Below are 15,731 nucleotides of genomic sequence, written 5' to 3' on the forward strand. Positions count from 1 at the left end.
ATAGTCCTAAAGTTAGTGTGTGCATGATTACGTACGGTCACGAAAAATTCATTCGTGAAGCGATAGAAGGAGTTTTGATGCAAGAATGTAATTTTGAAGTAGAACTTATTGTGGCCAATGATTGTTCTCCAGATCAAACAGACAGTGTTATTCAAGATATCATTACAAATCATCCAAAAGGTTTTCGGATTAAATACATTAAGCACGATAGTAATCTTGGGATGATGCCTAATTTTATTTTTGCATTAAAGGAATGTCAGGGTAAATACATCGCTTTATGTGAAGGAGATGACTATTGGACTTATCCTTTAAAATTGCAAAAGCAGGTTGATTTTTTGGAGGCTAATGAGGAGTATTCGATGTGTACACATGTAGCTAAAGAAGTAAATGTAATTAATAATATGGAGCATTTATTTCCAAATATAAATGAAAACACCACAAAAACAATTCAAGATTATATAGCTAATAATTTAACCGCTACTTGTTCATTATTATTTAGAACAGAATATTTAAAAACTTTACCGCATTGGTTTAATAAAATAAAGTTCGGTGATTTGGGTTTAATGCTTTTTATTTTTCATCGTTCAAATAAAAGAATGATGATACTTAAGGATTTTATGGGTGTGTATAGGATTCATCCTGGTGGTGTTCATGGTTCTTTAAAAAAAGACAATAATTCGCTTGTAAAAGCATACAAAATGCATTTGGACTTTATTGCAATAATTGATAAGGAAATGTTTTTGAGAAAGGAATTTTCAAAAGAAATTTTAAATAAGAAAATAACTGTATATAGAATTATTAAGGATTTATATAAGAAAAATAATGTTTTATATTATTATAAATTTAAAATAATTTATGTCATTTTAAAATTAAAACAAATTATTTTGTACAAGAAAAAATGAAAAAAATTCTATTCATATCACATGATGCATCAAGAACTGGAGCGCCAATGGTGTTGCTTCATTTTTTGAGATGGCTTCAAGAGCATCAGACTGAAATACAAGCCGATTTGTTAGTTTTAAAAAGAGGAGGGTTAGTTACAGAATTTAAAAAAGTTACTCATAATTACTATGATTACGAAGCTTTGTGTCAACCTCAAAAATTAAATATTAAACAACGTATTTTATTAAAATTAGGCTGCTTTAAGCGTCCGAATCTAAAGGGAAATTTGTTTTTGGACTTAAGTAAAAACAGCTATGATGTGATCTATGCGAATACTATCATAAGTGTGCCTTTTGTATGTGATTTACTTGCTAAAATGAAGTATACAAAAGCAATAGTACATCTTCATGAATTGAATACAATTATAAAATTATTATTGCCTGATTTTGATAAATATGTTACTGTAATAAACCAATATATTACTCCTGCCCAAATGGTAAAGCAAAATTTAATTAGTAATTGGGGAGTGCCAGAACATAAAGTAGAGGTGATTTATGAATGTGCACAAATACAAACATTATTAGAAATTAATTCTAATAAGTCTAAAGAATTTGTTATTGGAGCATCTGGAACTGTAAATTGGAGAAAAGGGCAGGATGTTTTTATTCAACTCGCTCGTTATCTCTGTAAATTTCATCCTGAAATCTCTTTTAAATTTGTTTGGGTTGGGGGAATTTCAAGAGAGGAGAATTATATAATAGAAGAGGATTTAGAAAAGTTAGGTTTGGCTGATACAGTTAGCTTTATTGGAGAAGTAGAAAATCCAGCGGTTCATTATTCTGATTTTGATGTGTTTGTGATGACCTCAAGAGAAGATCCTTTTCCCTTGGTTTGTATTGAGGTTGGTATGATGGGAAAACCAATTGTTAGTTTTAAAAAAGCAGTAGGTACAAATGAAGTATTAGAAAAAGCGGGTGGATTTATTGTTCCTTATCTTGACATAGAAGCTATGGCGGATAAAGTAATGCAATATTATAAAAACCCTGATTTAAAAAAAGAACATGGTGCGATGAATAAAACGGCTTTCAATCAATTTACACCAGAGTTAATTTGTCCATCACTTTTTTCAGTTATTCAAAAACACTTTTAATGTTTCCCCAAGTCTCCATAATAGTACCCAATTATAATCATGCACCATATCTTGAAAAAAGGATAGACAGTATTTTAAGTCAAACCTTTCAGGATTTTGAACTCATTCTACTTGATGATGGCTCAAATGATACAAGTGTGAAGATTATTAATAATTATAAAAATAACGATAAAGTTTCTCATATCCTTTTGAACAAACAAAATTCTGGTTCTCCTTTTGGTTTATGGCAATACGGTATAGAGAAAGCTAAAGGCAAATATATTTGGATTGCTGAAAGTGATGATTGGGCAGAAGATTCCTTTTTGGCAGAAACCATTTCAAAATTAGAAGATAGTGAGGCAGTCTTAGTGCATACAAATAGTTTATACTACATAAATAATGAATTTAGACCTAATCATTGGTGGGACTCTTTCAAAAGTGATAATTGGAAATCAAACTATGTGAAAGATGGGAAGTATATTTTGAGCCAGTTTGGGCGGTTTAAATGTCCCGTAATAAATGTAAGTTCGGCAGTTTTTAGAAAAGATAGTATAAAAGAAAATTTTTATCCTTTTGATTATAGATACTGTGGGGACTGGAAATTTTGGATTGATGTTTTTATGACAGGGAAGGTTGCATTTATTGCAAAACCATTGAATATGATTAGAATTCATAATCTGTCTGCTACTTCAGATAAAAAAGATAATTATGTTAAGAAACTACATGAGAATGTCAAAGTGGTTAACTATGCTAATAAAATGCTGAATTTTAAAACAAATTATTCCAAAGATTATAGTTGGTTGATTGATTTGTGGATTTCTATATTTCAAAACACGGGACAGTATTTTGCTAAAAAAAATCATTCTGTTGATTTGCCATTAAGTTTTAAATTTATTTTTTATAAACTATACATTAAACTGATTTTAAAAAGAGGTTTTAATAAAATAAAAAAACATATATGATTCCTAAAGTGATTCATTATTGCTGGTATGGGGAAAAGAAAAAGCCAAAATTGGTTAGAGATTGTATCGCTTCTTGGAAAAAACATTTATCAGATTATCAGATTATAGAATGGAATGAAACAAATTCAGATTTATCACATCCATTTGTCAAGGAAATGTATAAGAAAAAAAAATGGGCTTTTGTCTCCGATTATATTAGATTGCAAAAGATTTATGAATATGGAGGGATTTATCTAGATACAGATATGATGGTCTTAAAAAAATTTGAAGAATTCTTAGAAGATGAATGTTTTGCTGGAGCAGAAGATGCTGATTTTGTTAATGTTGCAGTAATTGGGGCATTTGCAGGAAATCAATTTATTAGGGAATGCATAGAGTTATATGATTCATTAACAATAGAAAAGGATAGAAATTTAGGGGAAATTACAATTCCAAAATTGGTGACCAAAAAGTTTAGGGATTTGTATAGTTACAATTACAAATTCGATAAAATTATTGCTTTGGAAGGAATTAAAATTTATCCTTTTAATTTTTTTTATCCGCTACCATTTGTTAAAAAAAACGAAATAAATAATTATAAAAGTTATATTAGTAATGAAACCGTTGCGGTACATTTATGGAGTTCTTCTTGGGTTGAATATTCTGAATTTCAATATTTTGCAAATAGAGAGTATTTTAAGGGCTTTTGTAAAATGATCCAGCATCTTTATAAAAGCCGAGAGTTTAAGTATGTATATTTTAGAAGAATAGCAGCGACAATAAAAAGCACTTTAATTAAGTGAATTTTTGTAAACTATGATTGTTTCTAAATGTCACAATTGTATTTTTTAAGGCAAACAAATTATTGATATAATCAAAAGACAATAAGGTTATAAAACATTTTTTATATGGACAAAAAAGACCCAATGATAACGGTTGTTATGCCAGTATATAATGTAGCTTCTTATATAAAAGAGGCTATAGAAAGTGTTTTGAATCAAAGTTACTATGATTTTGAATTGCTAATTATTGATGACGCTTCTACTGATGCTACTGTAAACCAAATTTTGGAGTTTTCAGATTCTAGAATAGAGTTAATAAAGAAACCTAAAAATTTAGGACTGATAGATAGTTTAAATTTAGGTATTAGGCTCGCAAAAGGGGAGTATATTGCACGGATGGATGGTGATGATATTAGCACTCCTGATCGTTTCCAAAAACAATTAGATGTTCTATTAACTAATCCTGAAATAAAAGTTTGTGGGTGTTGGCTTCAGAGATTTGGGAATCATGGAAAAATAATTAAACACAAAGAATTTCATGAGCAAATTGTAGCTGAGCTATTAATGCAGTGCTCAATGAGTTTAGGAGCTGTGATGTTTGAAAAAAAAGCTTTAGAAAGTTACCCTTTTGATGAAAATAAAAAGCATGTAGAAGATTATGATTTTTGGGCCCGGGTTTCCTGGATATGTAAGTTGTATAACATACAAGAAGTTTTGTATCATTATAGATCCCATGACACACAGGTAACAAAGCTGTATTATGATATTCAAAGAAAGGGTGACATAGATATTAAATTGTTCTTATTTAAAAAGCTGAATTATGATGATGAAGTTTTTAAAGATGATTTAATTGCAAGGATGCTTTGGATGACCCAAAAGATTTCGATGAATGATTTAGTTTTGTTTTTTAAGTGGATAAAACAGCTGGCTCTTCAAAATAAAAAACTAAAAATTTATTCTCAAAAAGAGTTAAATGATGTTTTGCAAATCATAAAGCGAAGGTTGGTTTTTGAATTATATTTCGAGAAGACTTCTATAGGTTTAGACAAAAAATGGCGTTTGCAGGCTCTTGCTTATTTGCCTATTGAAGAGTTATTGTTTGTGATAAAAGGGAAGGCAAGTGAAATTATGAAAACTAAAGTAATCAGCAAGTTTAATAAAATGCGATTTTAAAAAATTAATGATTTTATGGTTGTACTAGTATCAGTAATAGTTCCTTGTTATAATCAAGGTGTTTTTTTGAATGAAGCTTTAGATTCTGTTTATAACCAGATTTATACAGATTGGGAATGTATCATTGTCAATGATGGAAGTACTGATGATACAGAAGTTATTGCTCAACAGTGGGTAGCCAGGGACAACAGATATAAGTATTTCTATAAAAGTAATAGTGGAGTAAGCAGTACAAGGAATTTTGGAATTTCAAAATCTTCAGGTAAGTATCTCCAATTTTTAGATTCTGATGATGTTTTGGATAAACTAAAAATACTGTTTTCTATTGATAAATTAAAAGAAGATAAAAGCAATGAGACAGGAATAGTTGTATCTAATTTTAAAATGCTTTCATCAGATTCAAAAGAAGTCATACCTCCCTTTTGTAAACTTGATGCTGAACTATTTACATTGGAAAATTTTCTGTTTAAGTGGAATGTTACATTTTCTGTACAGATGCAATGCGGATTTTTTGATGCGAAATTATTTAAAACTATTAAATTCCCTGAAAATTTATCTGCTCAGGAAGATTGGATTGTTTGGATTCAGGTTTTAAAAACTACAAATTGTGTTTTTATAGATTTACCGCTGGCTTATTATAGGATTAACCCATCTAGCCGAATGGAGACAATCGGTATTGGTGATAATGAACTAAAAGTTTTAGACAATTTCAAGGAAATACTTACATATGATGAATATCATCGATTGTCAGTGCATATGTTGACCCGATATTCGGAGTCTAACAAATTATTTAGAAATAATTTGGAATTAGTAAAAAAATCAAATGCCTATCAAGCGGGTTTGCTGATTCGAAAAATAGTATATGCAATAGGTTTGATAAAACCAGCTAGGACAATTTTTAAATTCATTTTAAGATTTAAGTCTTCATAGTTTTAATTTTAAGTAAATAATGTCCAAAGTTTCTATAATAATACCTAGTTACAATCATGCTCTATTTTTGCAAGATAGGCTTGATAGCATTTTGAATCAAACTTTTAAAAATTGGGAAGCTATTATAATTGATGATCAATCTTCGGATAATAGTGTGCTGGTTATTAAGGACTTTTTAAAAGTAAATTCGGATTTTAGAGTCAAATATTTTATTGTGAACGATAAAAATTCAGGAAGCGGTTATAATTCTTGGAAAAAAGGAATTGAATTAGCAGAAACAGAATATGTTTGGATAGCAGAAACCGATGATTATTCTGAACCAACTTTTTTACAAGAGTTAGTCGAGATTTTAGATCATAATGAAGATGTAGCACTTGCTTTTTGTGGAAGTAATTATATTGAAGATTCTAAAATTATTTATGATTCTACAAATCGAACAAAAGATCTAGAGGTAGATTTTGGGAAATATAAAATAGTAGGCGATAATGTTTTTTTGAGTAAAATGCCTTTCAATACGTATATAACTAATGGAAGCAGCGTAGTCTTTAGAAAGCCAAAAGAGAAAATGAATGTTGAACTATTTAATAATAGACAATTGTCTGATCTTTTTTTGTGGAGCTTCTTGGTTCAAAACAGGAAATTTGTGTTTTTGAATAAAAACCTAAATTTTTTTAGAAGGCATGAGAATTCAACAACAACTAAGATGAGTATATCCTCAAAGAAGATTGTTTATGAAGAAGCACTTAAATATTTAAATTTTTTTGAACAAAATTATAAATTTCAATTTTTTTTAGATCATTATGTAAAGCATTTTGTTTGGTCTAATAAGAAAGAAGTTTTTAATTATAAATTTTTGAAAAAGATAAAAGGAATTGATAAAATTGATATAAAATATTTTCAATCGATTATAAAATTTATACAGTTAAAAATAAAATCAAAATGGAATTAAATAACCAGCCGATTATTTCAGTTATTATTCCAACATATAAAAGAACTGATTATTTAAAACTGACACTTCAGAGTATCTTAAATCAAACTTTTAAGGACTTTGAAATTATAGTTATCGATGATGGAACTCCAAATGATGACAACTTTTTTTTGTGTCAAACATTTGAAAAAGTAAAATATATTAAAATTGAAAATTCGGGAGGCCCTGCCAAACCGAGGAATGTAGGAATTCGCGAGGCAAAAGGAAAGTATATCGCTTTTGTGGATGATGATGATTTGTTGATGCCCAATAAATTGGAAAAACAGGTAGCAGTTTTAGAAAATAATCCAGATTTTGGATTGGTTCACTGTTGTTGTCAGGTCATAGATGAGAACGGCATAGAAAAAAAGGAAATCATAGGAAGACCAGGTTCTTTGGATGTAAAACATGGTGATGTTTCTATGAGGATGATGGGCAATTGGACTTTAATGATGCCTACTCCATTGATTCGAAGAGAAATCATCAAAGAAGTAGGGTTATTTAATGAAATTATTCCACCCGCGTTAGAGGATATTGAGTACTGGACACGTTGCTCTTTTGCTGGCAAGTTTTTCTATTTAGATGAACCACTTGTGCAATATAGGGTCCACTCTAATAATATTTCGAAGGATAATCCGAATTATTTCTACTTACCTTTATTTATGAAAAGCATTTTACAAAATCAATTATCCATTAAAAGAATTAACAAGAAAGAATATAACTTACTTTTAACTAACTTAAGTAAAATGCAGATTAAAATGATCGATAAAGGTTTTTTTAAAACGTTTAAAAATTTATATATCTTGGATTTTTTTTGGTTTTTTAAAGTAAGTAACTGCAAATTATTGGTTTATATTCTTTTATTTAAAAAATAAAAATGAGAATAGGTTTTAATCCCAATAAAGATAGACTCCAAGAGCCAAATGATTTTTATCATCAGGTAATAATTCCTGTACATATTCCCAATCAGGAGGGTTATTTTAAAGATAGCTTTAAGATATTGCAACTATGTTTGGAATCTCTTCTTAAAACGTCTCACTCAAAAACCTATATAGTACTTGTAAATAATGGAAGCTGTATTGAAGTGATAAATTACTTAGATGATTTATATCAGCAAGGGAAAATTCATGAACTGATTCATACTTCGCCCATAGGGAAATTAAATGCCATTTTAAAAGGGCTTGCTGGTCATAATTTTGATTTGGTTACTATTAGCGATGCCGATGTGTTATTTTTGAATGATTGGCAAAAAGAAACTTATACTGTTTTTGAAAATTTCAAAAAGGCAGGTGTAGTTAGTCCGGTTCCTTCTTCAAAAATGTTAAAACAATTTACAGGAAATATTTATTTAGATAATTTCTTTTCTAAACGGTTGAAATTTACTAAAGCAAAAGATAAAAATAGTCTCCAGATGTTTGCTTCAAGTATTGGGAATATAGGTTTTTATAAAGATATTCATTTGAATAAAAATTTGACTATTTCTAATTCTGATGATAGTATATGTGCTGTAATTGGTGCAGGACATTTTATAGCGACTTATAAGGGTAATTGTTTTGATGGTATAAAGAATCGGTTTTCATATTATAGCCTTGGAGGTGACAGCGAGAAGATTTTATTGGATAAACCAGCCGAAGATAAAGGATATTGGAGATTATCAACTGCCGGGAATTATGCATACCATATGGGAAATGTATTAGAAGATTGGATGTTCGAAACATTTTCTACAATTAAAGAAAACAAAACGGAGATTAATATCCCAAGTAATTTAACCAACAAACCCAATACTTACTTCAGACCTTTTGCAGTATTTTTGTTTAGAATAATGAGCCAAAGAGCAATTTGGAAATTATTTTTAAGGTATAAAGGATTGACAAAAGAGGAGGCCAAAGAATATTAATATGAGACAATTTATAAAGAAAATTTTGTTTTATTTTTTAAATACAGTTACAAAATATGAAAAAGTAACAGTGTCTGGTTTTTCACGAGGATTACAAAATGTAGTCTTTGAGGGAAAAAATGCAGTACCGGACAGATGTAATTTTTCCGGTAATATTGAAATTGGCTATGCAACAACATTAGGATATAATAATATCTTAAGCGGAAATATAAGTATTGGAAAGTATTGCCAGTTGGGAGCTGATGTAGCTTTGCACGCTACTAATCACCCTATTTCTTCAATGACAACTTATATCAATACTAATTTATTTCAAGGAGAGCTTCAAGAATTAAAAGAGGAGAATAAGATTGCTATTGGAAATGATGTTTGGATTGGTCATGGTGTAATTATAGTAGGGAATATTAATATAGGAAATGGAGCAATTTTAGCAGCGGGATCAGTTGTTACTAAGGATGTTGCTCCATACACCATAGTCGCTGGTGTTCCTGCAAAGCCAATTGGGAAACGTTTTTCGGACTCCATCATTCAAGAAATTGAAACTTTACAATGGTGGGATTTATCCGAATCAGAACTGGAAAATATAAAACCACTTTTTTTAAAAAATTTCACAAATAAGGAAACCATCTATGAATGATAAACCATATATCATTGCCGAAATTGGCCAGGCACACGAAGGGAGTTTAGGAATTTTATATTCTTATATAGATGCCCTTGCTCACACTGGGGTTAATGCAGTGAAGTTTCAAATGCATATTGCCGAAGCAGAAAGCAGTTTAGAAGAACCCTTTAGAGTTAAGTTTTCATTAGAGGATAAGACACGATTCGATTATTGGAAACGGATAGGTTTTTCTCTGGAACAATGGAAAGGAATCAAAAAGCATTGTGATGAAGTTGGATTAGATTTTATTTGTTCTCCTTTTAGTAATTTGGCAGTTGATTGGCTGGAAGAAATAGGAATAGAACAATATAAAATAGGTTCAGGGGAAGTGAATAATTTTTTGATTTTAGAAAAAATAGCTCAAACTGGGAAGCCTGTGATTTTATCTTCAGGAATGAGTTCTTACGAAGAATTAGACCAGACTGTTGCATTTTTGAAAGAAAGAAATGTCAGTTTTTCTATTTTGCAATGTACTACTGCCTATCCTACAGAACCTGAACAATACGGGTTGAATGTGATTCAGGAATTGAAAAATCGTTATAATGTACCTATTGGTTTTTCAGACCATTCAGCAAAAATTGAAACATGTATTGCTGCCACTGCTTTAGGAGCAAGTATACTCGAATTTCATGCTGTTTTTGATAGACAGCTTTTTGGACCTGATTCAAAATCTTCTTTAACCATTGAGGAGATTCAAAATCTGGTAATAAGTGTCAGAAATATTAAACGTGCTCTTGATAATCCAATAGATAAAAATTCCAATGAAAGTTTTACAGCGTTAAAACAAATATTTGAAAAATCGTTGGCTGTAAATAAAAAACTGCCTCAAGGAAATGTACTAATGATTGACGATTTAGAAGCAAAAAAACCAAAAGGATGCGGAATTGACGCAGCAAAATTTATGGATGTTGTTGGCAAAAGACTTACTTTTGACAAAAATAAATGGGATTTTTTAAATGAAGAAGATATACAATGAGTAGAAGAAAAATAGTGGTAGTCATAACGGCGCGTCCTTCTTACAGCCGTGTAAAAACAGTTTTATCTGCCATTCAAAAACATGCTGATTTAGAATTGCAATTGGTAGTGGCCGCTTCGGCTTTATTGGATCGCTATGGATCTGCTGTAAACTATATAGAAAAAGATGGTTTTGCTATTGCAGCAAAAGTATTTAATGTTTTAGAAGGAGAAAATTTGACAGCTGCGGCTAAAACCACTGGTATTGGAATTTTGGAATTGTCTACAGTTTTTGACAATTTGAAACCTGATATTGTTGTGACTGTAGCTGATCGTTTTGAAACCATGGCAACAGCTATTGCGGCTTCTTATATGAATATTCCACTGGCTCATATTCAAGGAGGAGAAGTTACTGGAAATATTGATGAAAAAGTACGACATGCGATTACCAAATTAGCAGATTATCATTTTGTTGCTTCAGAAAGTGCAAAAGAGAGAGTAATAAAATTAGGTGAAAATCCTGATTTTGTTTTCAATACAGGTTGTCCTTCTATTGATATTGCTTCGAAAATTAATACTATAAAAGGATTGAATTTTAATCCGTATCAAAAATATGGAGGAGTTGGGTCTGACCCAGATTTATCTAATGGCTATCTTGTAGTCATGCAACATCCTGTTACGACAGAATATCAGAATTCCAGAAAACATATTGAAGAAACACTTGAAGCCGTAAACGAATTGAATTTGCCTACCCTTTGGTTTTGGCCGAATGTTGATGCAGGTGCGGATGGGACTTCTGCAGGAATTAGAGCTTTTCGGGAATACCATAAGCTTAAGAATGTTCATTTTTTTAAGAATATGGAAGGCGATGATTTTTTGGTTTTATTGAATAATGCCAAAGCCCTGCTGGGTAATTCCAGTGTGGGAATTCGAGAGTGTGCTTATCTTGGGGTTCCAGTTATTAATATTGGCTCCCGACAAAATAGACGCGATCGTGGTCATAATGTAATTGATGTAGATTATAATAAAAACGAAATAATAGATGCTGTCCATACAGTTTTGAAAAATGGGAAATCAGAAACTTCAGCTGTCTACGGAGGTGGAAACGCAGGTTCATCCATAGCTGATTTGTTAGTAAAAATACCGTTGCAGTTTCATAAAACCATCATGTATTAAATAAGAAGGAATATGATTTCTATATTAATAAGAAATAAAAATGAAGCAAATTCTTTAATAAATGCTTTGCTGAGTATAAAAAAACAAAAATTTGATTTGCCTTATGAAATAGTTATTATTGATGATGCTTCTACTGATAATTCTATAGAAGTGGCAAATGAATTTGGTTGTAAAGTGGTGAAATTAGATAAAAAATTCACTTATGGATATGCATTGAATTTTGGACTTAAACATTGCCAATACGAAATTGTTTTATTGCTGAGTTCTCATAATATACTTTTATCAAGTGATTCTTTTGAAAATTTTGTTCATTATTTTAGTGATCCTTCCGTGGCAGCTGTTAGATGCATACCCATTTCTAATACAAAACAAATTTTGCAGTCTGTTAAAAGTGATCTGACAATTAATAAAAATAATTACGTTCACGAAAAGGATTGGCAAAATCTTATAGTTGCTAATTGCTCAGCCATTCGTAAAAGCGTTGCAATTGAAATTCCTTTCAATGAAACTATTAGATCCAATGAAGAAAAACTCTGGTCACTTGAAGTTATGGAAAAGGGATACAGTTTAAAATCAAATGTATCGTGTTATTTCTTATACAATAGAAAAAATAATTATAAGGTTGATATAAGGGATCATATTTCAAAATATCAAGTTGATGGAATAATACCACTTAAAACTTCACGATTTATATGGATTTTTTTTAAATCTATTCCTTGGGCTCTGAAGATTGCTTGGGACAGATGGTATCAGACTAATCATCTTAATTGGGAATTTTCAAGGATTTCTCGAAAATTTGAAAAAGGAAAATATAATTAAATGAAAGTTTTAGCTATCATTCCAGCCAGAGGAGGTTCAAAAGGAGTCCCTAAGAAAAATGTCAAATTATTAGGAGGAATCCCTTTAATTGCTCACGCTATAAATTGCGCAAAAGAGTCATCAAGAGTTACAAAAATTATTGTTTCAACAGATTGCGAAGAAATTGCAGCAATTGCAAAAAAGAACAGCTGTGAAGTGATGATAAGACCAAACGATTTGGCAAGTGATACAAGTAATGTTGTACTAACAGTTGAACATGCTTATAAAACGTTGAATGAAGATTTTGATATAATTGTTTTGCTTCAGCCTACCTCTCCATTAAGAACTGGAAAAGATTTGGATAACATTATTGAAATGTTTGAAAGGGACACTAAGCTGGATGGAGTCATTAGTGTTGTTCCTTTTGATGATTTGCATCCAGCAAGAATGTATAATTTAGGAACAAATAATGAATTGATTCCGTTTATAAAAGATTCTGAATCAATGAGAAGGCAAGATTTAGAGCCAGTTTACTATAGAAATGGATGTTTTTATGCTGTAAAGAGTCAATCATTTTTTACTGAAAAGTCATTTATGGTTAAAAACAAAAAAGCCTATATTATGGATGCTGAATGGCTTGTTAATATAGATACTCCAAGAGATTTCAAAATTGCATCAATAATTTATGAAGAATGGAGAACGGAAAAATGAAAATTTTAATTACAGAATCGGAAGACTTTAGTCAAGATGCTGTTAATGAACTTGAAAAGTATTTTGATGTAACAAAGCGCAACTTCAATTTTGAAGAAGAATTAACAGAAATTATACCCGATTTTGATGTTTTGTTTATTAGACTCCGATTTAAATTAACCAAGAAAATTCTCGAAAAAGCGCCTCAATTAAAATATATTTTAACGGCAACGACAGGTTTAGATCATATAGATGTTGACTATTTTGAAAGTATTGGAGGAATAATAATTTCACTCAGAGGAGAAACCGAGTTTTTAGGATCAATACCATCAACAGCTGAGCATACATGGGCATTATTAATGGCTTTGCTAAAAAAAATCCCTTCTGCATTTGATGATGTAAAAAAAGGAAATTGGAACAGAGATAATTTTAAAGGAAATAATTTAAAAGGTAAAAATTTTGGAATATTAGGATTGGGAAGAGTAGGGAAACAAGTAGCAAATTTCGCCGAAGTTTTTCAAATGAATGTCGGCTATTTTGATACCGATTTCGTTAAATCTAAATTTCAAAGTTTTACATCTCCAAACGAACTTTTAGCTTGGGCTGATATTGTAAGCATTCACATTCCATACAATTCTGAAAATCATAATTTTGTCGATGGGTTGCTTTTGCAAAGTTGCAATCCAAATGCGATTATAATTAATACCTCAAGAGGAAATGTATGGGATGAAAATGTCATTGCAGACTTATTGAAAAAAAAGAAAATAAAAGGAATAGCAACAGATGTTTTACAAAATGAATTTGATAAGGCGACAATAGCTATTAATCCATTAATAAAATTAGCAAAAGAAAATAATAATCTAATTATTACACCTCATATTGCAGGAGCAAGTTATGAATCAATGGAGATGACAGAGAATTTTATTGTAGAAAAATTTATAAAAATAACTAAATGTGCGGAATAGCAGGAATTTTAGGTGTAAATCCTAAAAATGTTTCAACCATTAAACTTATGGCCGAAGCACAAAAACATCGAGGTCCAGACGCTTTGCATTTTTGGAATGATGAAAAACTGGCTTTAGGTCATAATCGTTTAAGTATAATTGATTTGTCTGAAAGTGCTAGCCAGCCCATGATAAGCAATTGTGGAAATTATGTTATAGTTTTTAATGGCGAAATTTACAATTATCTTGAACTCAAAAAAGAGTTAGAAAAAGAATATGATTTTGTAACTGATTCAGATACTGAGGTTTTACTTGCAGCTTACATTAAATGGAATACCAAAACGTTAGATAAACTCAACGGGATGTTTAGTTTTGCAATTTGGGATAAAAAATCGAATACTCTTTTTTCAGGTCGTGACAGATTTGGTGTTAAACCATTTTATTTTACTTTTTTTGAAAATCAGCTCTATTTTTCAAGTGAAATAAAAGCACTTTTTGCCGCTGGAATTCCAAAAAAGAAAAACCAAAAAGTTTGGGCAAACTATTATACTTTTGGAACCTATGGATTACTGGATGAAACTTTTTTCGAGGGTATACAGCAGTTAAAAGCGGGGCATTTTTTTGAAATTGTTTTTGAAAAGAATCTAGATTTTAGTGTTGTAAAAACAAAACAATGGTATAATTTTCCTGAAAGAATTTCGAAAATTAAACAGCTGTCCAAAGATGAATTAAAAGTATGTTATGAAGCTTTGCTGAAAGACTCAATTCAACTTCGTTTTAGAGCAGATGTTCCTTTAGGAATGAATGTTAGTGGTGGTTTGGATTCATCGACTTTGATCAATCTAGTATCCCGAAATTTGCCTTCTCAAAAAAATATCCAAGCTTTTACTTTTTATTCAAATGATGAAAAGTATGATGAATTGCCTTGGGTTAATGAGTTAATGAAAGAAACAGCTTATCCGCTTCATAAAGTACTTTTAGATTATAAAGAAGTTCCAGATCTGATTGAAAAAGTAAGTTTCTATCAAGATGAACCTTTTGGCGGATTTCCAACTTTAGCGTACAGTTTATTGTTTGAATCAGCAAGGGAAAAAGGAGTTAAAGTAATTCTGGATGGACAGGGCATGGATGAAGCTTGGGCGGGATATGATTATTATCATGACAAAAGCAATAATGTGATTCAAGGTATTACCTCGAGTCCAGTTCGGCCAGAAGCGTTGGTAACTGAATTTAGAAATATGGCACAAAAGGAAGTGTATGAACGACCTTTTGATAATGATTTACAGAATTTACAATACCGTGATTTGTTTTATACCAAAATTCCAAGAGCCTTACGTTTTAATGACAGAATCAGTATGATGCACAGCACGGAGTTACGAGAGCCATTTTTGGATTATCGATTGATAGAATTGGCTTTTGCGCAAAGTGATACAATGAAAGTCCAAAATGGACAAACCAAATGGCTGTTAAGGGATTTAGTAAAAGATTATTTGGGAAATACTATTGCATTGGCTCCAAAACGGGCATTGCAAACCCCTCAAAGGGAATGGATTTCACAAGAATTAAAACCTTATTTCTCTGAAAAAATAGAACAATTTTCCAAAATGGATTTTGTGGATGGCAAACAAATAAAAGTCTTATGGAAAGACTACTGTGATGGGAAGCAGGATAATAGTTTTTATATTTGGCAGTGGGTGAATGGATTGGTTCTTTCTTAATGAAGGGTATTTAAAATGGGTATTTAGAAATTCAAAATAATTAGTTCTTTTTTAGTTTAAAAAGAATAATTTTGGCATTTAAAATAATTTGA

Annotated in this window: 16 protein-coding genes; all 16 read left to right on the plus strand. The window is 30.6% G+C overall.

Translation table 11 applies throughout. From position 1 onward, the window contains the following. Window positions 1-23 precede the first annotated feature (23 nt). The 16 genes from ACSVH9_RS11740 to asnB all read left to right on the plus strand — a co-directional run bounded on the left by ACSVH9_RS11740 (window position 24) and on the right by asnB (window position 15,639). Complete coding sequence (locus ACSVH9_RS11740; protein WP_438063862.1) at window positions 24-902, plus strand: glycosyltransferase family 2 protein; 879 nt, start codon at window positions 24-26, stop codon at window positions 900-902. Further along, window positions 899-2,032 carry a glycosyltransferase family 4 protein gene (locus tag ACSVH9_RS11745; RefSeq protein WP_438063863.1) on the plus strand — a complete coding sequence of 378 codons (1,134 nt, stop codon included), beginning with the start codon at window positions 899-901 and terminating at the stop codon, window positions 2,030-2,032. Before ACSVH9_RS11740 ends, ACSVH9_RS11745 begins: the two co-directional genes overlap by 4 nt. Then, window positions 2,032-2,973: a glycosyltransferase family 2 protein gene (locus ACSVH9_RS11750; RefSeq protein WP_438063864.1), complete on the plus strand. Its 942-nt coding sequence runs from the start codon at window positions 2,032-2,034 to the stop codon at window positions 2,971-2,973. The genes ACSVH9_RS11745 and ACSVH9_RS11750 overlap by 1 nt, the downstream gene beginning before the upstream one ends. Continuing rightward, window positions 2,970-3,755, plus strand: coding sequence for a glycosyltransferase family 32 protein (locus tag ACSVH9_RS11755; protein ID WP_438063865.1), 786 nt, complete (start codon window positions 2,970-2,972; stop codon window positions 3,753-3,755). Before ACSVH9_RS11750 ends, ACSVH9_RS11755 begins: the two co-directional genes overlap by 4 nt. A gap of 105 nt (window positions 3,756-3,860) precedes the next feature. Further along, window positions 3,861-4,907: a glycosyltransferase family 2 protein gene (locus ACSVH9_RS11760; RefSeq protein ID WP_438063866.1), complete on the plus strand. Its 1,047-nt coding sequence runs from the start codon at window positions 3,861-3,863 to the stop codon at window positions 4,905-4,907. 15 nt (window positions 4,908-4,922) lie between these two features. After that, the gene (locus ACSVH9_RS11765; protein ID WP_438063867.1) at window positions 4,923-5,837 is read left to right on the plus strand and encodes a glycosyltransferase family 2 protein; all 915 of its coding nucleotides are present in this window, start codon (window positions 4,923-4,925) and stop codon (window positions 5,835-5,837) included. Between the two features lie 19 nt (window positions 5,838-5,856). Beyond that, window positions 5,857-6,786 carry a glycosyltransferase family 2 protein gene (locus ACSVH9_RS11770; protein WP_438063868.1) on the plus strand — a complete coding sequence of 310 codons (930 nt, stop codon included), beginning with the start codon at window positions 5,857-5,859 and terminating at the stop codon, window positions 6,784-6,786. Beyond that, entirely contained in the window at window positions 6,777-7,679 is a 903-nt protein-coding gene (locus tag ACSVH9_RS11775; RefSeq protein WP_438063869.1) for a glycosyltransferase family 2 protein, read from the plus strand. The genes ACSVH9_RS11770 and ACSVH9_RS11775 overlap by 10 nt, the downstream gene beginning before the upstream one ends. Window positions 7,680-7,681: 2 nt before the next feature. After that, window positions 7,682-8,701: a glycosyltransferase family A protein gene (locus tag ACSVH9_RS11780; RefSeq protein ID WP_438063870.1), complete on the plus strand. Its 1,020-nt coding sequence runs from the start codon at window positions 7,682-7,684 to the stop codon at window positions 8,699-8,701. 1 nt (window position 8,702) lies between these two features. Continuing rightward, complete coding sequence (locus tag ACSVH9_RS11785; RefSeq protein ID WP_438063871.1) at window positions 8,703-9,335, plus strand: CatB-related O-acetyltransferase; 633 nt, start codon at window positions 8,703-8,705, stop codon at window positions 9,333-9,335. Then, window positions 9,328-10,335, plus strand: a complete 1,008-nt coding sequence (locus tag ACSVH9_RS11790) for an N-acetylneuraminate synthase family protein (protein ID WP_438063872.1) — start codon at window positions 9,328-9,330, stop codon at window positions 10,333-10,335. Before ACSVH9_RS11785 ends, ACSVH9_RS11790 begins: the two co-directional genes overlap by 8 nt. Further along, entirely contained in the window at window positions 10,332-11,489 is a 1,158-nt protein-coding gene (gene neuC, locus ACSVH9_RS11795) for a UDP-N-acetylglucosamine 2-epimerase (RefSeq protein WP_438063873.1), read from the plus strand. The genes ACSVH9_RS11790 and neuC overlap by 4 nt, the downstream gene beginning before the upstream one ends. A 12-nt stretch (window positions 11,490-11,501) precedes the next feature. After that, the gene (locus tag ACSVH9_RS11800; protein ID WP_438063874.1) at window positions 11,502-12,308 is read left to right on the plus strand and encodes a glycosyltransferase family 2 protein; all 807 of its coding nucleotides are present in this window, start codon (window positions 11,502-11,504) and stop codon (window positions 12,306-12,308) included. Further along, entirely contained in the window at window positions 12,309-12,998 is a 690-nt protein-coding gene (locus ACSVH9_RS11805) for a cytidylyltransferase domain-containing protein (RefSeq protein WP_438063875.1), read from the plus strand. Then, window positions 12,980-13,942: an NAD(P)-dependent oxidoreductase gene (locus ACSVH9_RS11810; protein ID WP_438063876.1), complete on the plus strand. Its 963-nt coding sequence runs from the start codon at window positions 12,980-12,982 to the stop codon at window positions 13,940-13,942. Before ACSVH9_RS11805 ends, ACSVH9_RS11810 begins: the two co-directional genes overlap by 19 nt. Continuing rightward, on the plus strand, window positions 13,930-15,639 hold the full coding sequence (asnB, locus tag ACSVH9_RS11815) for an asparagine synthase (glutamine-hydrolyzing) (RefSeq protein WP_438063877.1): 1,710 nt from the start codon (window positions 13,930-13,932) through the stop codon (window positions 15,637-15,639). Before ACSVH9_RS11810 ends, asnB begins: the two co-directional genes overlap by 13 nt. Window positions 15,640-15,731 lie beyond the last annotated feature (92 nt).

Source organism: Flavobacterium sp. RSSB_23, assembly GCF_051547145.1.
Lineage (GTDB): Bacteria > Bacteroidota > Bacteroidia > Flavobacteriales > Flavobacteriaceae > Flavobacterium.